Genomic DNA, 26692 nt, shown 5'->3' with positions numbered 1-26692 from the left:
TGGGGGAGATGTCCGGCAGGACTGAGGGGGGCGCTGTCCCGCGAACATCTCAAGCTGCTGGAAGGCAACATCATGCGGCTTGAGCCCAAACCCGCGCCCTCGCTCGGCATGACTTTGCTGTTTCCGTTGGCGGCCATCGCAGCCACACTGCTCATCACCTCGTTGCTCGTGCTCGCTGCCGGCGCTTCGCCGTTGTCGGTATTCTACCTCGTCGCTAAGGGCGCTGCCGGCTCGCAATTCGCCCTGCTTGAGACGTTGACCCGCGCCACCCCGCTGATCTTCACCGGCCTTGCCGTTGCCGTCGCCTTTCGCGCCAAGCTGTGGAACATCGGCGCCGAAGCCCAGCTCTATATCGGCGGCGTCGTCACAGTCGTGCTCGGCACTGGAGCGCTGCCGCTGCCCTCGGTGATCCTCATCCCCGTCATCATGGCGGCGGCGATGCTCGCCGGCGGCTTGTTGCTGCTTGGTCCGGCGATCCTCAAGACCCGTTTCGGCGTCGACGAGGTCGTGACCACGCTGCTGCTCAATTTCATCGTGCTGCTGTTTGTCTCCATGTTGCTCGAAGGCGTGCTCAAGGACCCGATGGGGCTTGGCTGGCCGCAGTCGCAAAAGGTCATCGCCTCGGCCCAGTTGCCGCGCATCATCCAGGGCAAGCGCCTGCATTACGGCTTCGTTGTCGCCATCGTCTCGGCGATCGTCGTCTGGGTCATCATGAAGAAGACCGTGCTCGGCTACGAGATGCGGGCGGTCGGTCACAACCCCGAGGGCGCGCGTTTCGTCGGCATTCCAGTCAATCGTGTGCTGATGAAGACAGCACTGCTGTCTGGCGGCCTCGCCGCCCTTGCCGGCTTTTCGGAAGTGTCCGGTCTCAAGGGCAATCTGACGCTCGACCTGTCGCCGGGCTACGGTTATTCGGGCATCGTCGTTGCCATGCTGGCGATGCTCAATCCGCTTGGGGTCATTGCCTCGGCGATCTTCGTTGCCGGCATCTTCGTCGGCGCTGACGCCATGAGCCGCACCGCGGGCGTGCCGAGCTACATCGCCGACGTCATGGTCGCGACAGCCCTGCTCACCATGGTGGTCGCGATCCTTCTGACGCGATTCAAGGTGAGGTGGAAGTGATGATGTCAGCACTCCGTCCCACCCCCCTCTGGCCTGCCGGCCATCTCCCCCTCAAGGGGGGAGATCAGCCTTCATTGCGGTCCGTTCTAATCGCTTTCGCAGAAGATGTCGGGGCAGCCAAGCTGCTGATCTCCCCCCTTGAGGGGGAGATGGCCGGCAGGCCAGAGGGGGGCGAGCAAGAACTCGGCCTTCCAACGACAGGCCATTGCCCGCGAGGATGCCGCTGATGGACGCGCTCGACATCCTCTTCACCGCCTCGTTCTGGGTCGCTGCCATCCGCATCGCCTCGCCGCTGATCTTCGCCACCATGGGCGAGCTGATCTGCGAGCGCGCCGGCGTGCTCAATCTCGGCATCGAAGGCATCATGACCGCCGGCGCCTTCGCCGGCTGGTTCACCGTCTATGCCGGCGGTGACCTGTGGACCGGGGTGCTCGTCGCTGCCCTTGCCGGTGCGATGTTTGGGCTTTTGCACGCCACGCTCACCGTGCCGCTTGGCCTGTCGCAGCATGTCGTTGGCATCGGCGTCACGCTGCTTGCCACGAGTCTTACCTATTTCACCTATCGCCTGGCGTTGCCCGAAGTGACCTCGCCGCCGAAGATCGAGCCGTTCCAGCCCTTGCCGATCCCCGGCCTGTCGAAGATCCCTGTGCTCGGCGAGGCGCTGTTTTCACAGACGCCGCTGACCTATCTCGCCTTCGTCACCGTCGCTGTCGTCGCCTGGGTTCTCTACCGCACGCCGGTCGGCCTTGCCGTCCGCGCCGCTGGCGAAAACCCATCCGCAGTCGAGGCGCAAGGCATCTCCGTCACTGCCATTCGCATGGGCGCGGTGATGGTCGGCAGCGCGCTGATGGCGGTGGGTGGCGCGTTCCTCACCATGTCGGCGTTCAACTCGTTCTTCTTCGAGATGATCAATGGCCGCGGCTGGATCTGCATTGCTCTGGTCGTCTTCGGCTCATGGCGGCCGGGCAAGGCGCTGCTTGGCGCCATCCTGTTTGCTGCCTTCGATGCCTACCAGGTGCGGCTGCAGCAGCTTTCCGGCGGCATCGTGCCTTATCAGGTGTTCCTGATGATGCCTTATGCACTATCGATCCTGGCGCTGATCCTGGTGGCGCGCCGCGCCACCTATCCCAAGGCGCTGATGATCCCCTATCAGAAAGGCGAAAGATGAGCTTCGACCTGATCGTCAAGGGCGGCACGCTATCAGATGGAACCATTGCCGACATCGGCATTAAGGGCGACAAGATCGCCGCGATAGAGCCCAGGATCGAAGCTGCGGCGAAGTCCGTTGTCGAAGCGTCAGGCAATCTCGTCAGCCAGCCCTTCGTTGATCCGCATTTCCACATGGATGCGACGCTGTCTTACGGCCTGCCGCGCATCAATGCCTCGGGCACACTGCTCGAAGGCATCTCGCTGTGGGGCGAACTCAAGCCGCTGCTGACCCACGAAGCCGTCAAGGAGCGCGCGCTTGCCTATTGCGACTGGGCCGTGTCGATGGGCCTGCTTGCCATACGTACCCATGTCGACACCTGCGACGACCGCCTGCTGGCCGTGGAAGCCCTGCTCGAGGTCAAGAAGGAGATCGCGCCCTACATCGACCTGCAACTCGTCGCTTTCCCGCAGGACGGCCTCTACCGCTCGCCCAATGCGCGGCAAAACACCATTCGTGCGCTTGATATGGGCGTCGACATCGTCGGCGGCATTCCGCATTTCGAGCGCACCATGGCCGACGGCACGCGCTCGGTGACCGAACTCTGCGAAATCGCCGCCCAGCGCGGGCTGATGGTCGACCTGCATTGCGACGAGACCGACGATCCTTTGTCGCGCCACATCGAGCAGCTCGCCTACGAGACCCAGCGCCTTGGCCTGCAGGGCAGGGTGGCCGGCTCGCATCTGACCTCGATGCACTCGATGGACAACTATTATGTCTCCAAGCTCATCCCGCTGATCGCCGAAGCCGGCGTCTCGGCCATCCCCAATCCACTGATCAACATCATGCTGCAGGGCCGCCACGACAGCTACCCCAAGCGCCGCGGCATGACGCGTGTGCCCGAGATGCTCAAGGCTGGCATCCGTGTCGGCTGGGGCCAGGACTGCGTGCTCGACCCCTGGTATTCGCTCGGTACAGCCGACATGCTCGACGTGGCCTTCATGGGCCTGCACGTCGCCCAGATGTCGAGCCCGGCCGACATGCGCCACTGCTTCGACATGGTCACCAGGGTGAATGCCGAGATCATGGGGCTCGACCATCTTGGCCTCGCTGTCGGCAAGACCGCGAGCCTTGTCGTGCTCGACGCCGGCAACCCGATCGAGGCGGTGCGCCTGCGCGCCGAGCGTCTGTGCGTTGTTGCCAAGGGCAAGGTCGTCGCCGAACGGGAAAAGCGCGAGACCAGCCTGTCGATCAAGGGCCGCCCGGCCTCGGTCAATCGCCGGCACATCGTGCCGCCGCAGGCCATCTGAGGTTCGGTGGACAGCTTTTCGTATTCTCACGAAAAGCTTACAATCGCGATCCAGATTCTGGCGACCGCAGAAGGAGCAAGGCCATGAGGGTCAGGACAGTTTCGATGCTTTTCATCGCAACCTTGCTCGCCGGCTGCGTTACTGCCGAAGAACAGCGTGCCACGGACGAAGCAAAGTGCCGCTCCTATGGCTTCACCAAGCGCAACGATGCTTTCGCAACGTGCATGCAACGCATCGATCTCGACCGCCGCGCGGCGTTCAGGGAGAGGTCATATGACGACTTCAACGAGCCCTTCGTCGTCTATCGCCCGGTCATCGTCAGGCGCTGACCGGCGTGCGACGCCGCAACGCATCGCAATGACGCAGTTAGCCCTCGCAAATGCGGCTCTCTGGGCCTAGATAGCGCCATTCGGGCCCTTTGCCCGGCGGATTCTGTACCCATGACCTTCCGACAAGCCATCGCCCTCCCGAAGAACAATCTGGTTCTTGCGGGCATCCTTCTCATGTTGCTGGGCGACTTCATGTTCGCGCTCAACGACGCCATGGGCAAATGGCTGGTCACCAGCTTTTCCGTCGGCCAGGTCCTGCTCATCCGCTCCATCGGCGCCTTCATCATCCTGGGCCCGATGATCGCCAAGCAAGGCGTCGGCCCGCTGACCAAGGTCGAGCGTCCAGGCCTGCAGGTGCTGCGCGTCGTGCTCGCCACCGCCGACACCGGGTTTTTCTATGCCGCCGTCGCCTATCTGCCGCTCGCCGACGTCATGACCTTCTACATGGCCGGGCCGATCTATATTGCCGCCCTGTCGCACTTCTTCCTCGGCGAAAAGGTCGGCTGGCGCCGCTGGATCGCCATCGTGCTCGGCTTCTGCGGCGTGGTCATCGCCTTGCGCCCATCCACCGCCTCGCTGTCGTGGCCTTCGCTCTTTGCCATCGTCGGCAGCCTGTCCTTCTCGATCACGCTGATCCTCAGCCGCAAGCTGCGCGCCACCAACGACACCACGCTCGTCACCTGGCAGACGCTGGGCGCACTCGCTGTCGGCGGTGTGCTCGCGATCACCGATTGGCGCGCGCCAAATGCGCTTGACTGGTCGGCCATGCTGTTGCTCGGCGTCGTCTCCTGCGCGGCACATCTGATGATCACGCGCGCGCTCAAGCTCGCCCCGGCCTCGCTTTTGGCGCCGCTGCAATACACGCTGCTGTTGTGGGCGGTGGTCATGGGCATCGTCTTCTTCGGCGACTACCCCGATGCCCAGGGCCTCATCGGCTCGGCGATCATCGTTATTGCCGGCCTGTTCATCTTCCACCGCCAGAAGGTGGTCGACAAGGCCGAGCCCGAGACGGTCCCGACCAGCGTTCACTGATTGGGCTGCTGCGGGCAGCCTCCAGACCGGCCGGTCCTTGGTCGGCTATCTCCGTCGAAACGTCTTCACCGGCCCTGACTTCGCGGAGGTCACGGCATGGATTCCCGACACTCTCCGCTCGCGTTGCTCGCTCACGAGGTCGGGAATGACGGGTCCTGTTGGCCGCTTCCGCCAATGATGACCGTTCTCGTCCATGTACGGTTCTTGCTACCCTGACGTCGAAGGTTTGCCGAGGCGACACCTGCAATCCGTCATTCCCGACCTCGTGAGCGAGGAACGAGCGGAGAGTGTCGGGAATCCATGCCGTGACATCAATGAAGCCGCCAACGGGTCAGGGAATCAGGCCTCGCCGGATGCGGCCCGCATCGCACCTTGGCTATCTGCCCAGCACCAGCGCCCAGTAGCGTTCATCGCTTCCCGCGCCGGCGCGGACATAAGCGAGGCCGAAGCTGGAAAAGCGTGGGTCGAGCATGTTGCGGCGATGGCCGTCCGAATTCATCCACATCGAAAAGAGCTTGACCGGCTCCATGCGGCCATGCGCGATGTTTTCGGCTGCCGCACCGGCAACGCCATTGTCGTTCATACGCGCGGCAAAATCCTTGCCGAGGCCGGTGGTGTGCGCCATGCGCCCGGCGCGCGCCATATAGCCGGCCTGCTGCAGCGCGGCGCGCTCCAGCGTCGCGTCTGGCTTCAGCGGCGGCAGGCCGTGTTCCGAGCGGATGGTCTGGAGATAGGCGACACCGGTCGTCGAAGCACCGGCACCTTCGCCAACCACGTTGGACCCGGTTTGGCAGGCGGCCAGGAAAAACAGCCCGCCCATCACCATCGCGCGCGACACTGCGCTGATCATCCGCTTCGCCATTGTCCAGTCCTTGTTCCGTCCCCGCCAGCCTTGATAGTGCAGATCATGGCTTTTTGGCGAAGGTCGGTAGTTCTCAGGCCTTCACCCTAGCCGCTGTCGGGTCGAACATCGGTTCGAGATGGATTTTTGCAGCCACCTTTTCAGTCGCCACGACTAGCTCGTATTCGCCCGATTTGAGGTAGTAGTCGCTGATGCCGGCAGCGTTGCGGACATAGCCGTAGCCGATGTTCTTGCCCAGCGTGTAGCCATAGCCGCCGCTGGTCAGATAGCCGACCGGCTCGCCATTGCGCAGGATCGTCTCCCGCCCGACCAGAACGACATCCTTGTCGTCGACAGTGAAGCCGACAAGACGTTTGGGGAGGGCTGTGCCGGCAAGCTTTTCCAGGCCCTTGCGGCCGAGGAAATCGGTGTTCTTCCTGAGTTTCACCGCCCAGCCAAGCCCTGCTTCGAAGGGCGTGTCGTTGGGCGTGATGTCGGAGCCCCAGGCGCGGTAGCCTTTCTCCAGCCTCAGCGATTCCAGCGCGCGATAGCCCACGGGGCGGATGTCGTGCGCCTTGCCAGCCGCCATCAGCGCGTCGAATACCTCGCCTGTGGCACCGATCGGCACATGCAGTTCCCAGCCGAGTTCGCCGACATAGGTGACGCGCAGCGCCCTGACGGTGGTGCCGGCGATGGTGATCTCGCGGACGTGGCCAAACGGGAACGCGGCGTTGGAAACATCGGCGTCGGTTACCGCTTCGAGCACCTGCCTCGCTTTCGGCCCCATCAGCGAAAGCGTGCCGAATTCTTCGGTCACGTCGACAAGCCTGGCTTCCAACCCGGCCGGAATGTGGTCGCTGATCCAGGCAAGGTCGTGCGTGCGGAAGCCGGTACCTGTGACGATGTAGAACTTGTCGTCGGCCAGCCGCGCCACCGTCAAATCCGCTTCGATGCCGCCGCGTGTGTTGAGCAACTGCGTGTAGGTCAGCCGTCCCGCTGGCTTCGACACGTCATTGGCGCAGATGAAATCGAGCGCCTGTTCCGCATCGGGGCCGCTCATCTCGTATTTGGCGAAGGACGACTGGTCGAAAATGCCGACCGCCTGGCGCACATGAGCGTGCTCGTCACCGACAGGTGCAAACCAGTTCTGACGGCCCATCGAATAGATGTCCTTGGCCTCCATGCCATCAGGCGCGAACCAGTTCGGCCGCTCCCAGCCGAGCTTGGAGCCGAACACCGCGCCATGCTTCTTCAGCCGCTCATAGAGCGGCGAGACGATGTAGGGCCTGCCGCTCTCATATTCCTCGTGCGGAAAGCCGATCGTGTAGTGCTTGCCATAGGCTTCGAGCGTGCGGTCCAGCACCCATTGGCGGTCGCGGTGCAGGTTGGAGAAACGCCTGATGTCGACGACCCAAAGGTCGAGTGGCGCCTCGCCGTCGACCACCCACTGCGCCAGCACCCAGCCAGCACCGCCGCCCGAGGCGATGCCGAAGGCGTTGAAGCCAGCGCCGACGAACATGTTCGAGCATTCCGGTGCCGAACCGAGGATGAAATTGCCATCGGGGGTAAAACTCTCCGGGCCGTTGATCATCTGCTTGACGCCGATGGTTTCTAAAGCCGGAACGCGCGCGATGGCCTGCGTCATGTGCTGTTCGAAATGGTCATAGTCGTCGTCGAACAGGCGGAATTCCCAGTCATTGGGCACATCGCCGGTGGTCCACCCTTGCGGGTTGGGCTCATAGCCGCCCATCACAAGCCCGCCGACCTCTTCCTTGAAATAGGTACGCCGGTCGGGGTCGCGTATGGTCGGCGCGTCGGTCGATAGCCCAGGCACCTTCTCGGTGATGATGTACTGGTGCTTGACTGGCTGCAGCGGCACGTTGATGCCGGCCATGGCACCGACCTGCCGCGCCCATTGGCCGGCACAGTTCACAACCTTGTCGCAGGCGATGTCGCCCTGGTCGGTCCTGACCTTCAGGATGCGGCCGTCCTTCATCTCGAAGCCGGTCACCCGCACATTCTCGAACAGTTTGGCGCCGTGCATGCGCGCGCCCTTGGCGAGCGACTGGGTGATGTCGGAAGGGCTTGCCTGGCCGTCGGTCGGCAGCCAAGAGGCGCCAACGAGATCGGATGTCTCCATAAGCGGCCACATCCGCTTGACCTCCTCCGGCGACACCAATTGCATGTCCATGCCGAAGCTCTTGGCCGTCGTTGCCAGCCGCTTGTATTCGGTCCAGCGGTCCTGGTTGGTGGCGAGCCTCAGGCAACCGGTCATCTTCCAGCCGGTGGCAAGCCCCGTTTCGGCTTCCAGGCCCTTGTAAAGGTCGACCGAATATTTCAGCACCCGCGTGATCGACGCTGACGAGCGCAACTGCCCGACAAGACCGGCCGCATGCCAGGTCGAACCAGAGGTCAGCTTGCCCTGTTCGAGCAGGATCACGTCGGCCTTGTGGTCGCGGGCAAGATGGTAGGCCGTCGAGCAGCCGATGATGCCGCCGCCGATGACGACGATCTGCGCATGAGTAGGGAGGGCCATGTTCAGAGCTTTCCGTATTGCGTGCGATAGGTTTCGAGCGCCGCCTCGAGTTTTTCGAGGTTCTCAGCGGTGTAGGCGACGTAGTCGACGCCGGGGGCGGAGAGGTGGAGTTCCGAGACCATGCTCCACATCGCCTCGCGCAGCAGCGAGGCGCATTGCATGGCCGCGTGCGAGCGCTTGATTTCCTGGTCGGGTGCCGCGCCAAAGTAGTTGGCAAGCAGCTCGTCCGACTCTTCACCCGTCATTCCGGCATTGGAAGCCGTGCCGGCAAGGTCGAACATCGCAGTCGAAAACCCGGCATATTCGAAGTCGATCAGCCAAAGCCGCTCGCCATCGTCGAGAAAATTGGCCGGCAGCAGGTCGTTATGGCTGAAGATGATCGGCAGCGGCGTCTGTGTTCTTTCGAGCCTGTCCGCCAATTCGAGATAGCGAGGCAACTCGGCAACCATCCTGCTCTTGCCAGCCTCAAGCGTGCGGGCATAATCGCGGATGACGTGGAACGCCCAGAACATGAAGCCGGGGCCTGACACATGCCGGGGCATTTCGTCATGGAAGCGCCTGACCAGTTGGGCGATGCGCGCGGCATTGGCCCGCACGTCATCGGCGCCATAGGTCCTGGCACCGAGAAATTCGGTCACCATCACACCCGGCGCGGCATATTGCAGTTCCGGAGCGAAACCCGCTTCATATGCCGCCTTGGCCACCATCACCTCGCGGTCGCGAAAGACATGATGGAAGGGAAAATCCTTGCCGAAGCGCACGACGTGGCGGCCCGACGCATCCGTCACCACCCAGCTTTCATTGCTGATGCCGCCCTTGAGCGGCGCGATCGTCAGCGCCCCGTTCCACAGCGGCAGGGCGCGGATGCGGTCCTCGCTCGTTGTCATCCAGCCCTCCGCGCTGTGCATGACGCGTTCCCCATTGTCGCGTCTTGATCTTATTGGGTGATAGTCTCACGCAGCGGAAGCGCTGATGTCAACGCAAGTTTGTGGCTTTAGTTGTTTTTATGACCGTATCTGTTGAGATGAAGCGCAATGTCGCGGTAGACTCGGGCAGTAAACTCCCCATTTGCGGCCATGCCGCGCATTCGACCAGGGCCGCATGATGAACCATTCCAAGCGCCACAACGAAATCCTGCGCCTGCTCAACGATGAGGGCACGATCACCATCGCCGATCTCGCCGACAAGCTCGGCGTGTCGCTCGAAACCGTACGGCGCGACGTCAAGCCGCTGACCGCGGACGGCTCGATCCTGAAGATGCATGGCGCCATCGGCCTGCCGTCGGTGGTGGGCGAAGCGCCCTTCGAACGGCGAATGCGCGACAATGCCGATGCCAAGCGCGCCATCGCCAAGGTGGTCGCCGCCACCATCCATGACGGCGAGGCGGTCATGCTCGATACCGGCACCACCACCAGCTATCTCGCCCGCGAACTGCTCGGCCATCGCCGCCTGACGGTGGTGACCAACTCGTCCGACATCGCCCGCACGCTGGCCACCGTCAACGGCAACAAGGTCTACATGGCGGGTGGGGAGCTGCGCAGCGACAGCGGTGCGGCCTTCGGTGTCTCGGCGATAGAGTTCGTCAGCCGTTTCGCCGTCACCCATGCGGTGATCTCGGCCGGTGCTGTCGACGTCGCCAATGGCGTGATGGACTACAATCTGGAGGAGGCCGAGTTCGCCCGCGTGGTCCTGTCGCGCGGCCAGCGCGCGGTCGTCGTCACCGACCACACCAAATTTGGCCGCAAGGGCCTGGTCCAGGTCTGCGGCTTCTCCGGCTTCACCGAACTGGTGACGGATCAAAAGCCAGCGGACGATCTGGCGAAGGCGCTCACCGACGCCGGCGCGTTGCTCACCATCGCCGGTGCTTCAGCTGTCTAAGCCTGCACGAAGACCAGCCTGAAACAGGCGCCTTTTCGTTCGCTGCAGACAAGTTCGATGCGGCCGCCATGGATCTGCATGATCTCCTGCACCAGGTTGAGGCCGAGGCCCGCCCCATGCCCACGCGGCCGCAGGCGGTAGAACGGCTCGAAGATCTTTTCGCGCTCGGCCAAGGGCACGCCTTCGCCTTCGTCCGAAACCTCGACAGTCGCCGGGCTATTCACCGCAATCGTGATCTTGCCCGCACCGCCGCCGTGCTCCATAGCGTTCTGGACAAGATTGGTGATCGCACGCTCCATCGCTGTGCGGTCGCCCTTGGCGAAAAGTTCGCCGCGCGACGGCTCGAATGACACCTCGTAGCCGGCCGCAAAGGCCATCGGCGCCAGATCGAGGACAACCCCGCGCGCTACCGCGACAAGGTCGATGCGCGAGAAGCTTGGCGCCTGCCGGCCGAGGCGCTGGATGTCGAGAAGCTGGTCGGTCAGCGTCGACAGCCGTGCTGTATCTTGCAAAAGCCGCGCCCGCTCGGGTGTCGCCGGCAGCGAGGTGATGCGGGTGTTGAGGATGGCGACTGGCGTGCGCAATTCATGCGCCGCGTCGATCAGGAACCTCTTGTGGCGTTCATAGCCCCTGTCCAGGCGGTCGAGCGCGCCGTTGACGGCCTTGACCAGCGGCGCGATCTCCGAGGGGATGCGCTCCATCGGCAACCGCACGCCGCGCTCGTCGATGTCGATCTTCTCGGCCAATACGGCCGCCTGCCTCAAACCCCGGAACGCGCTGCGCACGACAAGCGGGATCACCAGCAGCGTCGCCACCGCCATCACGCCGCCAACCGGCAGGATGACCTCCAGGAATATTCCAGGCGTCACGTCAAGCAGCGCGGTGATCTGGAACCGGCCTTGCGCGCCGGTGAAAATCTGAACCTTGCCGGCGCTGGTATCGTACCACTGCACCGTCGCGGCTGGCAGCGTCGTCCCCTTCTTCCAAACAAACGTGGCGCTGTCTATGTGGTCGAGCGCGGCTGTCATGCGCGTGAACTCGGGCGGGACGGTACCTTCCGACAGCGTATGCCCTTGCTCGTCGCGGAGCACGAACCACAGGTCTGGCACCTCTTCGCGCAGGTCGGCCAGAGCCCGACCCTGTTTGAGAACGAGTTCGCCTGATGCGTCCTTTTGGACAGCTTTTTTGAGGATTTCGACCGCGCGGCCCTCATAACTGTCCGGGATGACGCCGGTGACAATGAGGGCGCCGAGGATCAAGGCGATCAGCAGCGTGAGCAGGATCACCTGCAGCACCACCAATCGCCACACCAGCCGCCATTTCAGCGAGATCGGGCGGAAGAAGCGCATGAGCGGTGGGATAATGCGCCTGAAGTTCATGAAATCTCACGCAAGAGGTAGCCGACGCCGCGCACGCCGTTGATCTCCACCTTGCCGTCGGCTTCCGCCAGCTTGCGCCGCAGCCGCGACACATGCGTGTCGAGCGCGTTGGACTGGATCTCGTCGTCGAGGCCGAACACCGCTTCCATCAGCGATGAGCGCTGCACCATGCGGCCCGTGCGCCGCAACAGCGCTTCCAGAACCAAAAGCTCGCGGCGTGGCAGGGTCAGCGGTTCGCCGCGGACCAAAACCTCGCGGTGGCCGAAATCGAAGGCGAGATCGCCGGCGCGGATGACCTGGGTCTGCACATTGGCCGGCCTGCGCAGCAGCGCGCGCAGCCGGGCCAGCAATTCCTCGAAGGCGAAGGGTTTGGCCAGGTAGTCGTCGGCCCCCATGTCCAACCCGTCGACCTTGTCGGAGGTGTCGCTGCGGGCCGTCAGCACCAGCACTGGCGTTGCGTTTCCGCGCGCGCGCAGCTTGGGCACCAGGGTCAGGCCATCGCCATCGGGCAACTGGCGGTCGAGCAGGATCGCATCATAGCTCTCGCTGGCGGCGAATTCGTCCGCCTCCAGCAATGATGTCGCGTGGTCCACCACCATGTCGTATCGACGCAACGCCGTACGCATGGCCGACGCCAGTTCTGGCTCGTCTTCCACTAGCAATATGCGCATTTGTTTCCTCGAAAGGCCCCTCGCTGCCGCCCGGCTATGTCATGAACATTGCGGAAGCATTGCGAAATGAAGCTGGCGAAAGGGTGCAACCACCAAAATGCCTGGTTTCGCGCCATTCCCGCAATGCATGTGTAATCCAGCAGTCGCAAACAGCTTTCGCTAAGGGCTGGCGGGTGATTCGCCGGCAGACGATTTCGAAAGAGGTTCGCAATGGCCGCAAATGACACTTTGTCCTTTCTCATGGCATGGGCCACGTCGCCGCTCAAGGTCGCTTCCATAACGCCGTCCAGTTCCAGCCTGGCAACGCTGATGACAAGGGACCTCGGCCCCGACACTGGGCCGGTGCTTGAGCTTGGCGCCGGTACCGGGCCGTTCACCCGTGCCATGCTGGCGCGCGGCGTCAAGGAAAGCGACATGACGCTGATCGAGTTCAACGCTGATTTCGCCCACATGCTCCGGTGCCGGTTCCCCAGGTCTCGCGTGCTGGAAATGGATGCCGCCGAACTGCGCTATCGGCCGCTCTACGAAGGCCCGCTCGCCGGTGCCGCCATCAGCGGGCTGCCATTCCTGGCGATACCGCCGCGCCAGACGCTGGCCATCCTCGAAGGCATTTTTGCTAATGTCAGGCCCGACGGGGCGATGTATATCTTCACCTACGGCTTCCGTTGCCCTATTGATCAGCCGCTACTCGACAGGCTCGATCTCGAAGTGGAGCGTGTTGGCCATACTTTCCGCAATCTGCCGCCGGCGGCTGTCTATCGGATCACCAGGATGAAGCCGGCAAAAAGTTACGACTGGCGTTTTGCATGATTCCATCGATCCTGGGTTTCGGTCTTGTCGGCGCGGCATGTCTTGCCTTCACCGAAAAGGTTTCGCCGGTCCCCCCGTCCCATGTGCTGTTGCTGTTTCTCGGCATGACGGCCGCACCCGACATGCCGATGCTTGTCGCGCTGATGTTTGCGACCACGCTCGGCTCAACCCTGGGTTCGATGATTTGGTACAAGGGCGGCTCGTGGCTGGGGCCTGACCGCGCCGATGCCTTCGTCAAGCGTTTCGGCAAATATGTCTTCCTCAAGCACGCGACCTATCAAAAGCTGACGCATGCCTATCGCCGCAACAATTTTCGCGCTTCGCTGATCGCCCAGCTGGTGCCGGTGGCGCGCACCTATCTCGCGCTCGAGGCGGGCGTCCTGCGCCTTTCATTCGCGCCTTTCGCGCTTGCCACCGTGACTGGTGCCTTCATCTGGAATGCCGCCTTCCTGATCGGCGGCTATCTGATGCGCGACGGCGACCACGATCCGGTGACCATCGGCTGCCGCATCGTTGCCATCGTCGTCATCGCCGAGATCGTGTTCATCCTGGTGCTGCGCCACAGCACCCGAGGGACGGCTGAAGACCATCCCTCGGGCGAAACGCATCCCTGACTTAATCCTGAATCACCCGGTAGATGTTCCAGTAGGACGAACCTGAAACCACCAGCGGCTCAAGCTGCTTGCCCCATTTGGCATGGGCGTCGATCTTGGAGATCTTGGCGAACATCTCTTCCAGTTGCGCCAGGCTCTCCACCGTATGATTGACTTCGATGGTGGCTTCCTTGGCGCCGACCGATCCGCTCAGGATCTGCATCGCCATCTTGTCGACACCGGCCTGCGGGCCGATCTCGCGCTCCCATTGGCGCAAGAGTTCGATTGCGCTCTGCTTGTGCCCGAAGCGGGCGTCGATTTTCCAGCGTGCGACGAACATGGCTTCCTCCCATTTTGCGGGCGACCATTCGCCCGCATTCGATCGCTGCGCGCACGTATCCATGCGCGTTTCGAGGCGTGGCAATGCATGCGCGGCACGGTTGGAGAACGCCGTGCCACGCTTGTCGAACAGGATGAGGTGGGAAAAGGCGGAAAGCCGGGGACGAAAACGAGATCAACCGGCCCTTGGCCGACCACCTGATAGGCGATCCGCACGTCACCGCTGCGGGCATATCGGGTCGCGATCGGCCTTGGCACAGCCATTCCGCCTGCGAATTGCATTAGGAATGGCTAACATAGCAGATGTTCAGCCCAAAGGTGAGGGGCTTCGCGCGTTAACTCAAAGGAGGAGGCGGCGTCAGGCTGCCTTGTCGACGGGCCGTCTGATCGTGGCAGCAGCCTCTATCACCAGCGGCTTCATGCCCTTGCCGCCTTCGTCGAACATTTCGAAGAACTGGCGGCGCATGCGCGGGTCCCAGAACTTGTTGATGTGTTCGGCAACACCCGCGACACCTTCGTCATGCGGCTTGGATTCAAAGAAGGTGGCGATCTGGTTCGCCATGTAGACGAGCTTTTCCTTCGTCCCCATCTTGTGCTCTTCATGCGACATTTTTGGCGGCTCCGGTATTTACGCGCTCTGGATGGGTAAAGATGTCGAAATCGTCGCCGCGCACAAGTGCGACGAGCGTCATGCCGGCCTGTTCGGCGGTGCGGATGGCAAGTGCGGTCGGGGCTGACACGGCGATGATGAAGGGGGCGCCGATGGCGGCCGTCTTCTGAACCATTTCCACCGACACGCGGCTGGTCACCACCACGGCACCCGATCCGCCGGAAATGCCGGCCTTGTCGAGCGCGCCGGCAAGCTTGTCGAGCGCATTGTGGCGGCCGACATCCTCGCGTGCGGCGACAATGCCCTTGCCGGGAACGTAAAAGCCTGCGGCGTGAACCGCACCGGTTTCCGCATGCAGCGGCTGCACCTTGGACAACAGCTTCACCGCCTGGACGATGTCGTCGGCCGAAAGCCCGAGCTTTGGCGTGTGCACGTCATCGACCGAACGCATCGCCTCTTCGATGGATTCGATGCCGCACAGTCCGCAACCGACGGGGCCGGCGAGCCTACGACGCCGCAACTCGAAGCGTTTGTTGGCCTTGTCCTTGAGCCTGATCTGGATATCGATGCCGGCCTCGACATCCAGCACCTCGATCGACTCGATTTCTTCAACCGAGCCGATGATGCCTTCCGTCAGCGAGAAGCCGAGCGCGAAATCCTCGAAATCCGCCGGGCTCGCCATCATTACCGCATGCGTGGTGCCGCCATAAGACAACGCGATCGGCGTCTCCTCCGGCACCATGCGGTTGGCAACAGTCGTGCCGCTCGCCCGGCGGGCGAAGCGGGAGGTCGCGGAGATTGCGGGGCGGTCGGTCATCGTTCTTCTCCCCGTTTACGGGGAGAAGATGCCGGCAGGCAGATGAGGGGCAGCGCAAACCTTTCGAGGCTGGTACAGCCCCTCATCCGGCCTTTCAGGCCACCTTCTCCCCGTGAACGGGGAGAAGGAAAGGCTTGCGTCCCGTGCACCATTACTCCGCCGCTTCCAACTGGCCGGCGATGCGGCGGCTCTGCTGCGCCTGCTCGGTGTATTCCTTCTGCCATTCCGACGGCCCGTTGGAAGCACCAACCTGAACCGCCGTCACCTTGTACTCCGGACAGTTGGTCGCCCAGTCGGAGAAGTCGGTGGTGATGACGTTGGCCTGCGTGTCGGGATGGTGGAAGGTCGTGTAGACCACACCCGGCGACACGCGGTCGGTGATCTGCGCGCGCAGCGTCGTCTCACCGGCGCGGCTTTGCAGCCGCACCCAGTCGCCGTCGCGCAGGCCGCGATTTTCGGCGTCATGCGGGTGGATTTCCAGCAGGTCCTCGGCATGCCAGGCGACGTTTTCGGTACGCCTGGTCTGCGCGCCGACATTGTACTGGCTGAGAATGCGGCCGGTGGTGAGCAGCAACGGGAAACGCGGGCCGGTCTTTTCGTCGGTCGCCACATATTCGGTGCGGATGAACTTGCCCTTGCCGCGCACGAAGCCATCAATGTGCATGATCGGGGTGCCTTCCGGCGCCTTGTCGTTGCACGGCCACTGCACCGAGCCCATCTTTTCCAGGAACTCGTAGGAGACGTTGGCAAAGCTCGGCGTCGTCTTGGCCACTTCGTCCATGATCTCGGAGGGGTGCTGGTAATTCCAGTTCAGCCCCATCGCCTGGGCGAGCTTCTGCGTCACTTCCCAGTCGGCATAGCCGTTCTTCGGAGCCATCACCTTGCGCACGCGGTTGATGCGGCGCTCGGCATTGGTGAAGGTGCCGTCCTTTTCGAGGAAGGTCGAGCCGGGCAGGAAGACATGCGCGTAGTTCGCCGTCTCGTTGAGGAACAGGTCCTGCACGACGACGCATTCCATGGCGGCGAGGCCGGCCGAGACGTGCTTGGTGTCGGGGTCCGACTGCAGGATGTCCTCACCCTGGATGTAGATGCCCTTGAACGTGCCGTCGACGGCGGCATCCAGCATGTTGGGGATGCGCAGGCCCGGCTCGTCGTCGAGCTTCACGCCCCACAGGCTGTCATAGATGTCGCGCACGGCGTCGCCCGAAATGTGGCGGTAGCCCGGCAGTTCGTGCGGGAACGAGCCCATGTCGCAGGCGCCCTGCACGTTGTTTTGGCCACGCAGCGGGTTCACGCCGACGCCCTTGCGGCCGATATTGCCGGTCAGCATGGCGAGGTTGGCGATGCCGATGACAGTGGTCGAGCCCTGGCTGTGCTCGGTCACGCCGAGGCCGTAATAGATCGCACCATTGCCGCCGGTGGCGTAGAGGCGGGCAGCACCGCGAATGGTCTCGGCCGGAACGCCCGACAGCTTTTCCACTTCCTCGGGGCTGTACTGCGGGTCCGAGACGAACTCGGCATAATCCTGGAACTCCGACCAGTCGCAACGCTCGCGGATGAACTTCTCGTCGAACAGGCCTTCGGTGACGATCACATGCGCCATCGCGGTGACGACGGCGACGTTGGTGCCCGGCTTGAGCGCCAGGTGATGCGCTGCCTCGATATGCGCCGACTTCACCATTTCGGTGCGGCGCGGATCGATGACGATCAGCTTGGCGCCGGCGCGCAGCCGCTTCTTCAGCCGCGATGCGAACACCGGGTGAGCCGAGGCCGGGTTGGCGCCGATGATCAGCGCGACGTCGGTGTCTTCGACCGAGTCGAAATCCTGCGTGCCGGCCGAGGTGCCGTAGGTCTGGCCGAGGCCATAGCCGGTCGGCGAATGGCAGACCCGCGCACAGGTGTCGACGTTGTTATTGCCAAAACCCTGGCGGATCAGCTTTTGCACGAGGAAGGTTTCTTCATTCGTGCAGCGCGACGAGGTGATGCCGCCGACAGCGCCGCGACCGTACTGGTACTGGATGCGGCGGAATTCCTTGGTGGCGTAGTCGATAGCCTCTTCCCACGACACTTCGCGCCATGGATCGGCGATGTTCTCGCGGATCATCGGGTTGAGGATGCGTTCCTTGTGCGTGGCATAGCCATAAGCGAAGCGGCCCTTGACGCAGGAGTGGCCGCGATTGGCCTTGCCGTCCTTCCACGGCACCATGCGCACCAACTCGTCGCCGCGCATTTCGGCCTTGAACGAGCAGCCGACGCCGCAATATGCGCAGGTGGTGACCACCGAATGCTCGGGCTGGCCGATCTGGATGACCGACTTTTCCGTCAGCGTCGCCGTCGGGCAGGCCTGCACGCAGGCGCCGCAGGAAACACACTCGCTGTCGAGGAACAGTTCATGCGCGCCCGGCGAAACGCGGCTGCCGAAACCACGGCCTTCGATCGTCAGCGCAAACGTACCTTGCACCTCTTCACAGGCGCGTACGCAACGCGAGCAGACGATGCACTTGGACGGATCATAGGTGAAATAGGGGTTGGACTCGTCCTTGGCCATCCACTTGAAGTTTTCGGCGCCGTTGTTCTTGGCGCGAACGTGGTTGTCGCCTTCATAGCCGTAGCGCACGTCGCGCAGGCCCACAGCACCGGCCATGTCCTGCAACTCGCAGTCGCCATTGGCAGCGCAGGTCAGGCAGTCGAGCGGATGGTCGGAGATATAGAGCTCCATCACGCCCTTGCGGATGTCCTTGAGACGGCCGGTCTGGGTGTGCACCACCATGCCGGGCATGACAGGTGTCGTGCAGGAGGACGGCGTGCCGTTGCGGCCCTCGATCTCCACCAGACACAGCCGGCAGGAACCGAACGCGTCGACCATGTCGGTGGCGCAGAGTTTTGGAATGGCAATGCCCGCTTCCATCGAAGCGCGCATGATCGAGGTGCCTTCCGGCACCGTGACCTGGAAGCCGTCGACGGTCAGCGTGACCTGCTTTTCGGATTTGGAGGCCGGGGTGCCGAAATCGATTTCTTGAATGAGACCCATGATGCCGTCTCCTATTCCGCTGCCTGAGAGACCGCTGCCGGCCGGAAATCTTCGGGGAAATGGTTGATGGCGCTCATCACCGGATAGGGTGTGAAGCCGCCGAGAGCGCAAAGCGAACCGAACTTCATCGTGTTGCAAAGGTCGGTCACCAGCGCGAGCTGCTTTTCCGGCTCGATGTTCTGGGCCAGCTTGTCGAGCGTTTCGACACCACGCGTCGAGCCGATGCGGCAGGGCGTGCACTTGCCGCAGCTTTCGATGGCGCAGAATTCCATGGCAAAGCGCGCCTGCTTCAGCATGTCGGCGCTGTCGTCGAACACGGTGATGCCGGCATGGCCGATCAGGCCGTCCTTGGCAGCGAACGCCTCATAGTCGAAGGGCGTGTCGAACAGCGCGCGCGGGAAATAGGCACCGAGCGGACCACCGACCTGCACCGCCTTGACTGGTCGGCCGGTCGCCGTGCCGCCGCCGATCTCGTCGACGATCTCGCCGAGCGTCAGGCCGAAGGCGACTTCGAACAGGCCGCCATGCTTGACGTTGCCGGCGATCTGGATCGGGATGGTGCCGCGCGAGCGTCCCATGCCGAAGTCCTTGTAGTATTGCGCGCCCTTGTCCATGACGATCGGCACGGAGGCGAGCGAGATCACGTTGTTGATGACTGTCGGCTTGCCGAACAGGCCCTGGATCGCCGGCAGCGGCGGCTTGGCGCGAACCACGCCGCGCTTGCCTTCGAGGCTGTTGAGCAGCGAGGTTTCTTCGCCGCAGACATAAGCGCCAGCGCCCGAGCGAATCTCGATGTCGAAGCCTTGGGAGGATCCGAGAACGCTCTTGCCCAAAACGCCGGCGCTACGGGCGACCTTCACGGCCTTTTCCATCGTAGCGATCGCGTGCGGATATTCAGAGCGAATGTAGACGTAGCCCTTGGTGGCATGGGTCGCGAGGCCGGCAATCGCCATGCCTTCGATCAGCACGAAAGGATCGCCTTCCATGATCATGCGGTCGGCGAAGGTCGCCGAGTCGCCTTCGTCGGCGTTGCAGACGATGTATTTCTGTTCGCCCGGCGTATCGAGGACCGTCTTCCATTTGATGCCGGTCGGGAAGCCCGCGCCGCCACGGCCACGCAGGCCGGACTCGGTCACCTGCTTGACGATGTCGGCCGGTGCCATGGCAACCGCGTTGCGCAGGCCGACGAGGCCGCCATGCGCTTCATAATCTTCCAGCGAAACCGGATCGGTGATGCCGCAGCGGGCAAAGGTCAGCCGCGTCTGCTTGGCAACGAATGGCAGTTTTTCCGGATCGCCGAGCGTAAGCTTGTGCGCGCCGCCGGTGACGAAACCTGCGTCGAACAGCGACGCCACGTCCTTGGCCGCGACAGGTCCGTAGGCAACACGGCCGGCCTCGGTGACGACCTCGACCATCGGCTCGAGCCAGTACAGGCCGCGCGAGCCATTGCGTACGATCCTGGCGTCGATGCCGCGTGCGGAAATCTCTTTTTCGATCGCCTTGGCGACCTTTTCGGCGCCGAGCGACAGCGCGCCGGAATCGCCGGGAACGTAGATCGTCACGCTCATGAGCGTACCTCCTCGGCGATTTCATCGATCTTGTCGGCGTCGAGTCGGCCGATCACTTCACCGTCGAGCATGGCGGCGGGAGCGCAGGCGCATAGGCCGAGGCAATAGATCGGCTCCAGCGTGACGGCGCCGTCCTTGGTCGTCTCGTGGAAGCCGATACCGAATTTCTGCTTGATCTGGGCGGCGATCGCGTCGCTGCCCATCGACTGGCAGGCTTCGGCCTGGCAGACCTTGAGCACATGGCGCCCAGCCGGGTGGTGGCGGAAATCGTGGTAGAAGGTGAAGACGCCGTGCACTTCGGCGCGCGACAGGTTCAGTGCTTCGGCGATTATCGGCAGGGTTTCCTGCGGAACGTAGCCGAACTCCTCCTGGACACCGTGAAGTATCGGGATCAGCGGACCCTCGAGGTTCTTCAATTCGCTGATCACCGCAGCTGTTCTTGCTGCGATTTCGGTACTTGCAGGCTGCAAAACCATGCAGCGCCCTCCCTGACACTGGCGCCAGCTTAGGCGCAATATCCCTATTGAACCCGATCTCGGCCACCGGAATCAATAAAGCTGTTTCGTCACATGATAAAAATTTTCTATCGAGTGGACGAACGGAGGGTATTTGTAGCTCAGGCCTTGCGGCGGAAATCGCCCGCCAGCGCCATGGCTTCGTCAAGCAACGCCTTGACCAGCGGCGTATGCGGCTCGCGCGGTGCCGCCACCAGCCCGACACTGTGGCTGGCATCGGGCTCGACGATCGGAATCGCCCGGATCGGTTCGGCGAACCCAAACGTCTCGGCGAGGTTGAGCGGCATGATCGACGACCATTTGCCGGTCCGGATGTGGGAGAACAAGACGATCATCGAATTCGATTCGAGTGTCGGGCGCACCTGCACGCCCGCTTCGGCGAGATGCTGGTCGATGATGCGCCGGTTCTGCATGTCGGGGGTCAGCAGGCACAGCGGCAAGGTGCTCACTTCCTCCCAGGTGACCTTGTCGCGGTCGGAATATTCGTTCCCCGCAGCGGTGATCAGTTGGTAGCGCTCAGCATAGAGCGGCACGGAGGTGACTCGCCCCAGCGGCTCGTTGTCGAGATAGGTGATGCCGGCATCGATCTCGAAATTGCCGAGCAGCGACAGGATTTCGATCGAGGTGCGCGACAGGATCGAAAAGGTGACGCCGGGATGCTTTTCGCGCATCGGCGTGGTCAGCTTGGGCACCATGGCAAGCGCGGTCGGCACGGCGGCGATGCGGATACGGCCGGACAGGCCGTGGCGTGCGGCGCGCATTTCCTCGCGCATCGCACGCGTGTCGCCGACGATGCGCCGCGCCCACTCCAGAACCTGCCGGCCCTCCGGCGTCAGGCCTTGGAAACGCGAGCCGCGCTGCACCAGCATCACGCCCAAAATGTCTTCGAGCTGCTTGATGCCGGCCGACAGCGTCGGCTGCGTGACGCCGCATTGCTCGGCGGCGCGTCCGAAATGTTGCTCCCTTGCGAGTGCGATGAAGAATTCCAGCTTGTCGATCATGCCGACAAGCTATCTGCAGCCGATGTCTTGCGCCAGACTGGTTACGTCCCAGTCGTTTCCCTTGTCTGAGCGGCGCGTGGCACCGTCGCGGCGGTGGTTCCTGTCGAATGTCGGCATTTCGACTTGTTCATCGACGTCACGGCATGGTTTCCCGACACTCTCCGCTCGTTTCACTCGCTCACGAGGTCGGGAATGACGCATTTCATTTGCCGTTGCCGTCAATCGCCGAAGTTGGAGATTTGCGGAAGCGTTCCCTGCAATCCGTCATTCCCGACCTCGTGAGCGAGTGAAGCGAGCGGAGAGTGTCGGGAATCCATGCCGCAACAGATGTGAACCCAGGATAGGTCAAGAACTGGCTGGCCAGCCGGGGCAACATCTCGGCCAGCCAGCTCCGGAGTTGCCGGACCGCAACTTCTACTGATTGATCAGGTTGAGGATGTTGCCGTCGGGATCCTTGAACCAGGCAACCTTCATGTCGCCAAAGACATGGACGTCGCCTTCGAGGCGGGTATCCGGCAGGTCGTAATGCTCGAAGCTCACGCCCTTTGTCTTGAGCTCCCTGACCATGTTGTCGATCTTGTCGCCGACCTTCCAGGTCACTGCCGTCGCTTTGTTGGTGCCGGCATATTCGGAGCGATAGACGTTGATCACCGTGTCGCCGCTCTTCAGCACCGACACGTCCTCGCCCATGTGGTCGACCTCCTTGAGGCCCAGCGTGCGCTCGTAAAAGGCCTTGGCGCGGGCGATATCCCTGACTGCGAGATTGGCAATGGCGTTGGTTTGACCAAGCATGACTTTCTCCTTCCGTGTTTGCTCCCCCATTCCCAGAGATAGCGTCGCCCCACCGGGGCGACAGTGTTTTTGGAGCCGGAACCTCTAAGAGCTCACCAGGCGTTTTTGTTCGGCGATGGCCTTGAGATTGGCGAGGCCCTTTTCGAAATCCTTGCCGATCATGGTGTCGAAGTTCATGAACACCTGCATCACCTTGGACATGAACGGAGACGGTCCACGCATCGCCCAGGTCACCCGGCTCGAGCCGCCTTTCGGCTCGATGGTGAATTCGGCGATGTTGTGCGCCTCGAACGGCTTCATGAAGTCGAGCTTGATCACCACCTTGTTCGGCTGGGCCGCATCGGTGATTTCCATCCGGCCGGTGCCGACGTTTTTGTTGCCGGCCCATTCGTAGACCGCACCCCGGCCGACCTCCGCGCCACTGAGCGTCCGCTCCATGTCTGGGTCCTTGCCCTCATAGGGTGACCAATCCCGCCATCTATGGAAGTCGTTGATGAGCGGAAAGATCGCGTCGGGCGCGGCATCGACATCGGCGCTGCGCCGCACCGTGAAGGTGGACGGCTTGGTTGCGGCGAGCGCCAGTATGGCGAGGATCGCCAGCACGATCACACCTAAGATGATGGCAAGAATCTGCATTGTCGTCTCCGTGAATGTCGTTGCGTTCAGCGGCGGAACGGGATCAGTGCGCGCAACCGCTCGTCACGCAAATAGAACCCGCCCCAGGCCATCAGCCCGAGATAGACGCCGAACAAGGTGTGCGAAAACAGCGGGTTGCCGATGCGCAGGTGAATGGCGATGGCGCCGCCGAGATAGCCGGTCAACAAGATCGCGCCAAGGATCGCCGTCCGCGGCCAGGCATAGAGTGCGGTACATATAAGCGTCAGCGCACCGAGCGTTCGTGCCAGTTCAGGCGGAAAGCCAAGTGCTGCCGTGGTGTCGATCACCACTTGCAACGGCACGAGCTTGATCACCGCGTCGAAGACAAGGAAAGCGATGAGGGTGCCGCTGAGGACGCGTCCGGTCCACAGGGCAGGGTTGGAAATTGTCGGGGTTTCAAGTGCCGATTGCATGGTCTGGTTCCTCGTGATCCGCTTGTTTGAATTTATTCGCCGGCGTTGCCGCTGCTGATCATCCAGGGCGTGCCGAACTTGTCCTTCACCATGCCGAAACCCTTGGCCCAGAAGGTCGGGCTGAACGGCATGTTGACCGTGCCGCCATCGGCGAGCGCGTTGAAGACGCGTTCGGCCTTGGCGAGGTCGCCCAAGTCGACCGACACCGAAAAGCCCGACATTTCCGTGCGGTATTGCGGCGGAGAATCCGAGGCCATCAGCATCTGGTCGCCGATGACGAGCTGGGCGTTGATGATCTTGTCTTGCCACTCCTCCGAAACTTCCTTGGTGGCGGGCGTTTCGCGGTGGGTGAGCAAGCCCACGATCTTGCCATCGAAGACCTTGGCGTAGAACTCGAAAGCCTCGCGGGTGTTGCCATTGAAGAAGAGGTAATTGACGAATTTCATGTCAGTTCTCCATGGTGTTTTGCTTGCGGTCTACCCCAAGGACGAAGCAGGCAGCGCTCAGCCGACATGCTTGCGCGGATTTTCTTTCATCGATCCAATATGGGGCGATTGGTGCGCTTGCCCATTAGGCCAGGGCCGGGCCGCCGTATCAGGTAGCTTGGTTCTTGCGGCAAACTGCACTATCTCAGTGGCGTAGTGGAGCAGTAAGGCAGGGCCCAAATGACAGTCACCAAAGAAACCGTTCTGGAGCGTCTCAAGACGGTCAACGGCCCGGATTTCTCAGGCAACATCGTCGATCTCGGACTTCTGTCCGACATTTTTATCGCTGACGGCAAGGTGTTCTTCTCGATCACAGTTCCTGCTGCCCGCGCCCAGGAAATGGAGCCGCTGCGCGCCGCCGCCGAGCGTGTCGTCAAGGCCATCCCCGGCGTCACCGGGGCTGTCGTTGCCCTGACCGCCGAGAAAAAGGGTGGTGGCATGGAGGCTCCCGTACCGCAGCGCCCAGCACCGCCGCGTCCGGCAGCAGCCGCCGCACCGGCCGCGCGTCCTGCACAGCATGCGCCGGCCTCGCACAGCCAGGGCAAACGCGGCGTTCCGGGTATATCAGCAATCATCGCGGTCGCCTCGGGCAAGGGCGGCGTCGGCAAGTCGACCACCGCCGTCAACATCGCGCTTGGCCTCCAGGCGATTGGCCTCAAGGTCGGCGTGCTTGATGCCGACATCTACGGCCCGTCCATGCCGCGTCTGCTCAACATCCATGGCCGGCCCGAGACGGTCGACGGCAAGATCCTGAAGCCGATGGGCAATTACGGCCTCAAGGTCATGTCGATGGGCTTCCTCGTCGATGAGGAGACGCCGATGATCTGGCGTGGCCCGATGGTCATGTCGGCTCTGACCCAGATGCTGCGCGAGGTCGAATGGGGTCCGCTCGACGTGCTCGTCGTCGACATGCCGCCCGGCACCGGCGACGCCCAGCTGACCATGGCCCAGCAGGTGCCGCTGGCAGGTGCCGTCATCGTCTCGACCCCGCAGGACCTGGCCCTGATCGACGCCCGCAAGGGTTTGAACATGTTCAAGAAGGTCGACGTGCCGCTGCTCGGCATCGTCGAGAACATGAGCTATTTCATCGCCCCCGACACCGGCAAGCGCTACGACATCTTCGGCCATGGCGGCGCCCGCAAGGAAGCCGAGCGCCTCGGCGTGACCTTCCTTGGCGAAGTGCCGCTCGAAATGGGCATCCGCGAAAGCTCGGACGCCGGCACGCCTGTCGTGGTGTCGAAACCGGACGGCGCCGAAGCCAAAATCTACCGCGACATCGCCACCAAGGTCTGGGAGCGGCTGCAGGAAGAGCAGGGTGCTGCCGAAGCGGCTGTACCGACCATCGTGTTTGAGTAGGGACTCAGTCGCGTCGTTCAGTCGCGCACGTTGCGGGGTGTGACTGCCTTGAGGTGGAGTTCCTTCCCACCCCCCTCTGTCCTGCCGGACATCTCCCCCTCAAGGGGGGAGATCAGCTGTCACATCGGCTTTCGCCAATCGTCAATATTGCAGGACTGGCAAGCAGAGCGAAGCTGCCAATCTCCCCCCTTGAGGGGGAGATGTCCGGTAGGACAGAGGGGGGTGCGAAGGATCGCTACCCTGCCGCGCCTCAGCTCTCCCGCGCCGGCAGCCGCCGCATCTCAAAACCTGTCTTGGTCCGCGCAAACCCCGCATTGTCGTAAAAGCCCAGGGTTGCCGGGTCTTTCGAGCCTGTCAGCAGCATCACCTTGTAGCAGCCGAGCGACCACGCAGCCTCCACGGCTGCGCGCAACACCGACTTGCCGTAGCCTGCCCCCCGAAAATCGGCATGGGTCACCACATTCTCGATCAGCGCGTAGGACGCGCCGCTGCGGATGAAGTTCGGAATGACCACCAGCGTGCAAGTGGCAACGAGCGCCCCATCGCGCACGCCGAGAAATATCGAGCCGCCCTCGATGCGCGAGAACCGGTCCCAGATCAGGCCGGCCTTCTCATCATCCAGTGGCTCGTCGCCTGATACGAGGTGCCGGTAGAGCTGAACAAGCTCAGGCAGGTCCTTTCGGGTTGCCCGGCGAATGGTGAGTTCGGATGGCATGACGTCCCCCCGCAGCCCCGGCTCGCTCTATCGGTTGTTGGCCGCGAGATAGGCTGGCAGGTCGGCGATCGAATCGAGCACCACGTCGGCCATCGGCGTCAGCGACTCGCGCGTGCCGGTGCCTGAAAGCACGGCAATCGCGAGACCTGCACCGCCGGCGCGGGCCATTTCGAGGTCGTGGCGATTGTCCCCGACCATGGCGATCTCCGACGGCTTCAGCCCGGTGAGATCGGAAAAGGCATGGATCGAATCGGGCGCCGGCTTCGGGTTGGCGACAGCGTCATAGCCATAGGCGGCCTCGAACATCTGCGCGACGCCAAGGGTCAACAGCGTCTTTTCCGCCCCGCTGGTCGAATCGTTGGTGGCGACACCGAGTCGGAAGCCAGCACTATGCAGGCTTGCCAGTGCGTCCTTGCTGCCGGGCAGGGGCACGGCCTTCGCCGAACCCTGTTCGGCCGACACCTGGTCGAAAACCTTGACCAGTGCGGCCCGCTCGTCATTGCCGGCGTCGGGATACCACAGCGCCACGATATCGGCGTTGGTGCCGGCTGCGAACACCGAATCGGCGCGGAAGCCATGCGCCTCAAAATCGTAACCGGCTGATTCCATCAGCGCGTTGGCGCGTGCCTTGTCGCCGTCGGCTGCCTTCAGCGCCATCATTTCGCCGATGGCGAACCACGTCGCCTGGAAATCGACAAGGGTTCCGTCCTTGTCGAAAAGTATGCCCTTGATGCCCCGCAATATG

27 protein-coding genes are annotated in these 26692 nt (G+C 62.9%); 9 read left to right on the top strand and 18 right to left on the bottom strand.

Annotated features, from left to right (window positions below):
* The first annotated feature begins 72 nt into the window (after positions 1 to 72).
* The 5 genes from AC1RTB_RS05215 (at position 73) to AC1RTB_RS05195 (ending at position 4940) form a co-directional block, all read left to right on the top strand.
* The gene (locus AC1RTB_RS05215; RefSeq protein ID WP_492875377.1) at positions 73 to 1122 is read left to right on the top strand and encodes an ABC transporter permease; all 1050 of its coding nucleotides are present in this window, start codon (positions 73 to 75) and stop codon (positions 1120 to 1122) included.
* A gap of 226 nt (positions 1123 to 1348) precedes the next feature.
* Positions 1349 to 2290 (top strand): ABC transporter permease, encoded by a 942-nt coding sequence (locus tag AC1RTB_RS05210; RefSeq protein ID WP_492875375.1) that lies wholly within the window; start codon positions 1349 to 1351, stop codon positions 2288 to 2290.
* Positions 2287 to 3579, top strand: coding sequence for an amidohydrolase family protein (locus AC1RTB_RS05205; protein WP_492875373.1), 1293 nt, complete (start codon positions 2287 to 2289; stop codon positions 3577 to 3579). Before AC1RTB_RS05210 ends, AC1RTB_RS05205 begins: the two co-directional genes overlap by 4 nt.
* 83 nt (positions 3580 to 3662) lie before the next feature.
* A complete protein-coding gene (locus tag AC1RTB_RS05200; protein WP_492875371.1) occupies positions 3663 to 3908 on the top strand; it encodes a hypothetical protein in 246 nt (81 codons plus the stop codon).
* Between the two features lie 111 nt (positions 3909 to 4019).
* Positions 4020 to 4940 carry a DMT family transporter gene (locus tag AC1RTB_RS05195; RefSeq protein ID WP_492875370.1) on the top strand — a complete coding sequence of 307 codons (921 nt, stop codon included), beginning with the start codon at positions 4020 to 4022 and terminating at the stop codon, positions 4938 to 4940.
* A 376-nt stretch (positions 4941 to 5316) separates the two neighbouring features.
* Here AC1RTB_RS05195 and AC1RTB_RS05190 read toward each other — a convergent pair whose 3' ends face one another.
* The 3 genes from AC1RTB_RS05190 to AC1RTB_RS05180 all read right to left on the bottom strand — a co-directional run bounded on the left by AC1RTB_RS05190 (position 5317) and on the right by AC1RTB_RS05180 (position 9204).
* Positions 5317 to 5790: a CAP domain-containing protein gene (locus tag AC1RTB_RS05190; RefSeq protein WP_492943797.1), complete on the bottom strand. Its 474-nt coding sequence runs from the start codon at positions 5788 to 5790 to the stop codon at positions 5317 to 5319.
* Between the two features lie 85 nt (positions 5791 to 5875).
* Positions 5876 to 8317 (bottom strand): GcvT family protein, encoded by a 2442-nt coding sequence (locus AC1RTB_RS05185; RefSeq protein ID WP_492875366.1) that lies wholly within the window; start codon positions 8315 to 8317, stop codon positions 5876 to 5878.
* 2 nt (positions 8318 to 8319) lie between these two features.
* A complete protein-coding gene (locus AC1RTB_RS05180) occupies positions 8320 to 9204 on the bottom strand; it encodes a phosphotransferase (protein WP_492875365.1) in 885 nt (294 codons plus the stop codon).
* 217 nt (positions 9205 to 9421) lie between these two features.
* On the opposite strand from AC1RTB_RS05180, the gene AC1RTB_RS05175 reads away from it, so the two are divergent.
* Complete coding sequence (locus tag AC1RTB_RS05175; RefSeq protein WP_492876324.1) at positions 9422 to 10195, top strand: DeoR/GlpR family DNA-binding transcription regulator; 774 nt, start codon at positions 9422 to 9424, stop codon at positions 10193 to 10195.
* Here the strand turns inward: AC1RTB_RS05175 and AC1RTB_RS05170 are convergent.
* Positions 10192 to 11574, bottom strand: coding sequence for a sensor histidine kinase (locus AC1RTB_RS05170; RefSeq protein ID WP_492875363.1), 1383 nt, complete (start codon positions 11572 to 11574; stop codon positions 10192 to 10194). The genes AC1RTB_RS05175 and AC1RTB_RS05170 overlap by 4 nt on opposite strands.
* Entirely contained in the window at positions 11571 to 12245 is a 675-nt protein-coding gene (locus AC1RTB_RS05165) for a response regulator transcription factor (RefSeq protein ID WP_492875361.1), read from the bottom strand. Before AC1RTB_RS05165 ends, AC1RTB_RS05170 begins: the two co-directional genes overlap by 4 nt.
* Positions 12246 to 12455: 210 nt before the next feature.
* Here AC1RTB_RS05165 and AC1RTB_RS05160 point away from each other — a divergent pair, with 210 nt between their 5' ends.
* Together AC1RTB_RS05160 and AC1RTB_RS05155 are read left to right on the top strand one after the other, a co-directional pair.
* Positions 12456 to 13055 carry a class I SAM-dependent methyltransferase gene (locus tag AC1RTB_RS05160; RefSeq protein ID WP_492875359.1) on the top strand — a complete coding sequence of 200 codons (600 nt, stop codon included), beginning with the start codon at positions 12456 to 12458 and terminating at the stop codon, positions 13053 to 13055.
* Complete coding sequence (locus AC1RTB_RS05155; RefSeq protein ID WP_492875357.1) at positions 13052 to 13669, top strand: DedA family protein; 618 nt, start codon at positions 13052 to 13054, stop codon at positions 13667 to 13669. Before AC1RTB_RS05160 ends, AC1RTB_RS05155 begins: the two co-directional genes overlap by 4 nt.
* Before the next feature lies 1 nt (position 13670).
* Here the strand turns inward: AC1RTB_RS05155 and AC1RTB_RS05150 are convergent, their stop codons facing one another.
* The 11 genes from AC1RTB_RS05150 to AC1RTB_RS05100 form a co-directional block, all read right to left on the bottom strand.
* Positions 13671 to 13988 (bottom strand): hypothetical protein, encoded by a 318-nt coding sequence (locus tag AC1RTB_RS05150; protein WP_492875355.1) that lies wholly within the window; start codon positions 13986 to 13988, stop codon positions 13671 to 13673.
* A 357-nt stretch (positions 13989 to 14345) separates the two neighbouring features.
* Complete coding sequence (locus tag AC1RTB_RS05145; RefSeq protein ID WP_492875353.1) at positions 14346 to 14597, bottom strand: formate dehydrogenase subunit delta; 252 nt, start codon at positions 14595 to 14597, stop codon at positions 14346 to 14348.
* Positions 14587 to 15414, bottom strand: coding sequence for a formate dehydrogenase accessory sulfurtransferase FdhD (gene fdhD / locus AC1RTB_RS05140; protein WP_492875352.1), 828 nt, complete (start codon positions 15412 to 15414; stop codon positions 14587 to 14589). The genes AC1RTB_RS05145 and fdhD overlap by 11 nt, the downstream gene beginning before the upstream one ends.
* Positions 15415 to 15565: 151 nt before the next feature.
* Positions 15566 to 18445, bottom strand: a complete 2880-nt coding sequence (gene fdhF / locus AC1RTB_RS05135; RefSeq protein ID WP_492875350.1) for a formate dehydrogenase subunit alpha — start codon at positions 18443 to 18445, stop codon at positions 15566 to 15568.
* A gap of 11 nt (positions 18446 to 18456) precedes the next feature.
* A complete protein-coding gene (locus tag AC1RTB_RS05130; protein ID WP_492875348.1) occupies positions 18457 to 20013 on the bottom strand; it encodes a formate dehydrogenase beta subunit in 1557 nt (518 codons plus the stop codon).
* A complete protein-coding gene (locus AC1RTB_RS05125) occupies positions 20010 to 20489 on the bottom strand; it encodes a formate dehydrogenase subunit gamma (RefSeq protein WP_492875346.1) in 480 nt (159 codons plus the stop codon). Before AC1RTB_RS05125 ends, AC1RTB_RS05130 begins: the two co-directional genes overlap by 4 nt.
* Before the next feature lie 140 nt (positions 20490 to 20629).
* A complete protein-coding gene (locus AC1RTB_RS05120; RefSeq protein ID WP_492875344.1) occupies positions 20630 to 21529 on the bottom strand; it encodes a LysR family transcriptional regulator in 900 nt (299 codons plus the stop codon).
* A gap of 414 nt (positions 21530 to 21943) precedes the next feature.
* Positions 21944 to 22321: a VOC family protein gene (locus AC1RTB_RS05115; protein WP_492875342.1), complete on the bottom strand. Its 378-nt coding sequence runs from the start codon at positions 22319 to 22321 to the stop codon at positions 21944 to 21946.
* An 84-nt stretch (positions 22322 to 22405) separates the two neighbouring features.
* Complete coding sequence (locus AC1RTB_RS05110; RefSeq protein WP_492875340.1) at positions 22406 to 22957, bottom strand: SRPBCC family protein; 552 nt, start codon at positions 22955 to 22957, stop codon at positions 22406 to 22408.
* Between the two features lie 26 nt (positions 22958 to 22983).
* Positions 22984 to 23391: a DoxX family protein gene (locus AC1RTB_RS05105; protein ID WP_492875338.1), complete on the bottom strand. Its 408-nt coding sequence runs from the start codon at positions 23389 to 23391 to the stop codon at positions 22984 to 22986.
* 32 nt (positions 23392 to 23423) lie between these two features.
* The gene (locus tag AC1RTB_RS05100; RefSeq protein WP_492875336.1) at positions 23424 to 23837 is read right to left on the bottom strand and encodes a VOC family protein; all 414 of its coding nucleotides are present in this window, start codon (positions 23835 to 23837) and stop codon (positions 23424 to 23426) included.
* Positions 23838 to 24056: 219 nt separating this feature from the next.
* On the opposite strand from AC1RTB_RS05100, the gene AC1RTB_RS05095 reads away from it, so the two are divergent.
* Complete coding sequence (locus tag AC1RTB_RS05095; protein WP_492875334.1) at positions 24057 to 25232, top strand: Mrp/NBP35 family ATP-binding protein; 1176 nt, start codon at positions 24057 to 24059, stop codon at positions 25230 to 25232.
* A 250-nt stretch (positions 25233 to 25482) separates the two neighbouring features.
* Here the strand turns inward: AC1RTB_RS05095 and AC1RTB_RS05090 are convergent, their stop codons facing one another.
* Both AC1RTB_RS05090 and AC1RTB_RS05085 read right to left on the bottom strand, forming a co-directional pair.
* Positions 25483 to 25947: a GNAT family N-acetyltransferase gene (locus tag AC1RTB_RS05090; RefSeq protein WP_492875332.1), complete on the bottom strand. Its 465-nt coding sequence runs from the start codon at positions 25945 to 25947 to the stop codon at positions 25483 to 25485.
* Between the two features lie 27 nt (positions 25948 to 25974).
* Positions 25975 to 26688 (bottom strand): HAD family hydrolase, encoded by a 714-nt coding sequence (locus AC1RTB_RS05085; RefSeq protein WP_492875330.1) that lies wholly within the window; start codon positions 26686 to 26688, stop codon positions 25975 to 25977.
* Positions 26689 to 26692: the final 4 nt, after the last annotated feature.

It is taken from the genome of Aminobacter sp. GW821-FHT11F06, assembly GCF_058808215.1.
This window is presented reverse-complemented; position numbering and strand designations above follow the sequence as displayed.

Excerpts from the sequence above, each read along its gene's own strand:
- AC1RTB_RS05215 (WP_492875377.1), top strand. The coding sequence starts at position 73 with ATGCGGCTTGAGCCCAAACCCGCGCCCTCGCTCGGCATGACTTTGCTG.
- AC1RTB_RS05210 (WP_492875375.1), top strand. The coding sequence starts at position 1,349 with ATGGACGCGCTCGACATCCTCTTCACCGCCTCGTTCTGGGTCGCTGCC.
- AC1RTB_RS05205 (WP_492875373.1), top strand. The coding sequence starts at position 2,287 with ATGAGCTTCGACCTGATCGTCAAGGGCGGCACGCTATCAGATGGAACC.
- AC1RTB_RS05200 (WP_492875371.1), top strand. The coding sequence starts at position 3,663 with ATGAGGGTCAGGACAGTTTCGATGCTTTTCATCGCAACCTTGCTCGCC.
- AC1RTB_RS05195 (WP_492875370.1), top strand. The coding sequence starts at position 4,020 with ATGACCTTCCGACAAGCCATCGCCCTCCCGAAGAACAATCTGGTTCTT.
- AC1RTB_RS05190 (WP_492943797.1), bottom strand. The coding sequence starts at position 5,790 with ATGATCAGCGCAGTGTCGCGCGCGATGGTGATGGGCGGGCTGTTTTTC.
- AC1RTB_RS05185 (WP_492875366.1), bottom strand. The coding sequence starts at position 8,317 with ATGGCCCTCCCTACTCATGCGCAGATCGTCGTCATCGGCGGCGGCATC.
- AC1RTB_RS05180 (WP_492875365.1), bottom strand. The coding sequence starts at position 9,204 with ATGACAACGAGCGAGGACCGCATCCGCGCCCTGCCGCTGTGGAACGGG.
- AC1RTB_RS05175 (WP_492876324.1), top strand. The coding sequence starts at position 9,422 with ATGAACCATTCCAAGCGCCACAACGAAATCCTGCGCCTGCTCAACGAT.
- AC1RTB_RS05170 (WP_492875363.1), bottom strand. The coding sequence starts at position 11,574 with ATGAACTTCAGGCGCATTATCCCACCGCTCATGCGCTTCTTCCGCCCG.
- AC1RTB_RS05165 (WP_492875361.1), bottom strand. The coding sequence starts at position 12,245 with ATGCGCATATTGCTAGTGGAAGACGAGCCAGAACTGGCGTCGGCCATG.
- AC1RTB_RS05160 (WP_492875359.1), top strand. The coding sequence starts at position 12,456 with ATGGCCGCAAATGACACTTTGTCCTTTCTCATGGCATGGGCCACGTCG.
- AC1RTB_RS05155 (WP_492875357.1), top strand. The coding sequence starts at position 13,052 with ATGATTCCATCGATCCTGGGTTTCGGTCTTGTCGGCGCGGCATGTCTT.
- AC1RTB_RS05150 (WP_492875355.1), bottom strand. The coding sequence starts at position 13,988 with ATGTTCGTCGCACGCTGGAAAATCGACGCCCGCTTCGGGCACAAGCAG.
- AC1RTB_RS05145 (WP_492875353.1), bottom strand. The coding sequence starts at position 14,597 with ATGTCGCATGAAGAGCACAAGATGGGGACGAAGGAAAAGCTCGTCTAC.
- fdhD (WP_492875352.1), bottom strand. The coding sequence starts at position 15,414 with ATGACCGACCGCCCCGCAATCTCCGCGACCTCCCGCTTCGCCCGCCGG.
- fdhF (WP_492875350.1), bottom strand. The coding sequence starts at position 18,445 with ATGGGTCTCATTCAAGAAATCGATTTCGGCACCCCGGCCTCCAAATCC.
- AC1RTB_RS05130 (WP_492875348.1), bottom strand. The coding sequence starts at position 20,013 with ATGAGCGTGACGATCTACGTTCCCGGCGATTCCGGCGCGCTGTCGCTC.
- AC1RTB_RS05125 (WP_492875346.1), bottom strand. The coding sequence starts at position 20,489 with ATGGTTTTGCAGCCTGCAAGTACCGAAATCGCAGCAAGAACAGCTGCG.
- AC1RTB_RS05120 (WP_492875344.1), bottom strand. The coding sequence starts at position 21,529 with ATGATCGACAAGCTGGAATTCTTCATCGCACTCGCAAGGGAGCAACAT.
- AC1RTB_RS05115 (WP_492875342.1), bottom strand. The coding sequence starts at position 22,321 with ATGCTTGGTCAAACCAACGCCATTGCCAATCTCGCAGTCAGGGATATC.
- AC1RTB_RS05110 (WP_492875340.1), bottom strand. The coding sequence starts at position 22,957 with ATGCAGATTCTTGCCATCATCTTAGGTGTGATCGTGCTGGCGATCCTC.
- AC1RTB_RS05105 (WP_492875338.1), bottom strand. The coding sequence starts at position 23,391 with ATGCAATCGGCACTTGAAACCCCGACAATTTCCAACCCTGCCCTGTGG.
- AC1RTB_RS05100 (WP_492875336.1), bottom strand. The coding sequence starts at position 23,837 with ATGAAATTCGTCAATTACCTCTTCTTCAATGGCAACACCCGCGAGGCT.
- AC1RTB_RS05095 (WP_492875334.1), top strand. The coding sequence starts at position 24,057 with ATGACAGTCACCAAAGAAACCGTTCTGGAGCGTCTCAAGACGGTCAAC.
- AC1RTB_RS05090 (WP_492875332.1), bottom strand. The coding sequence starts at position 25,947 with ATGCCATCCGAACTCACCATTCGCCGGGCAACCCGAAAGGACCTGCCT.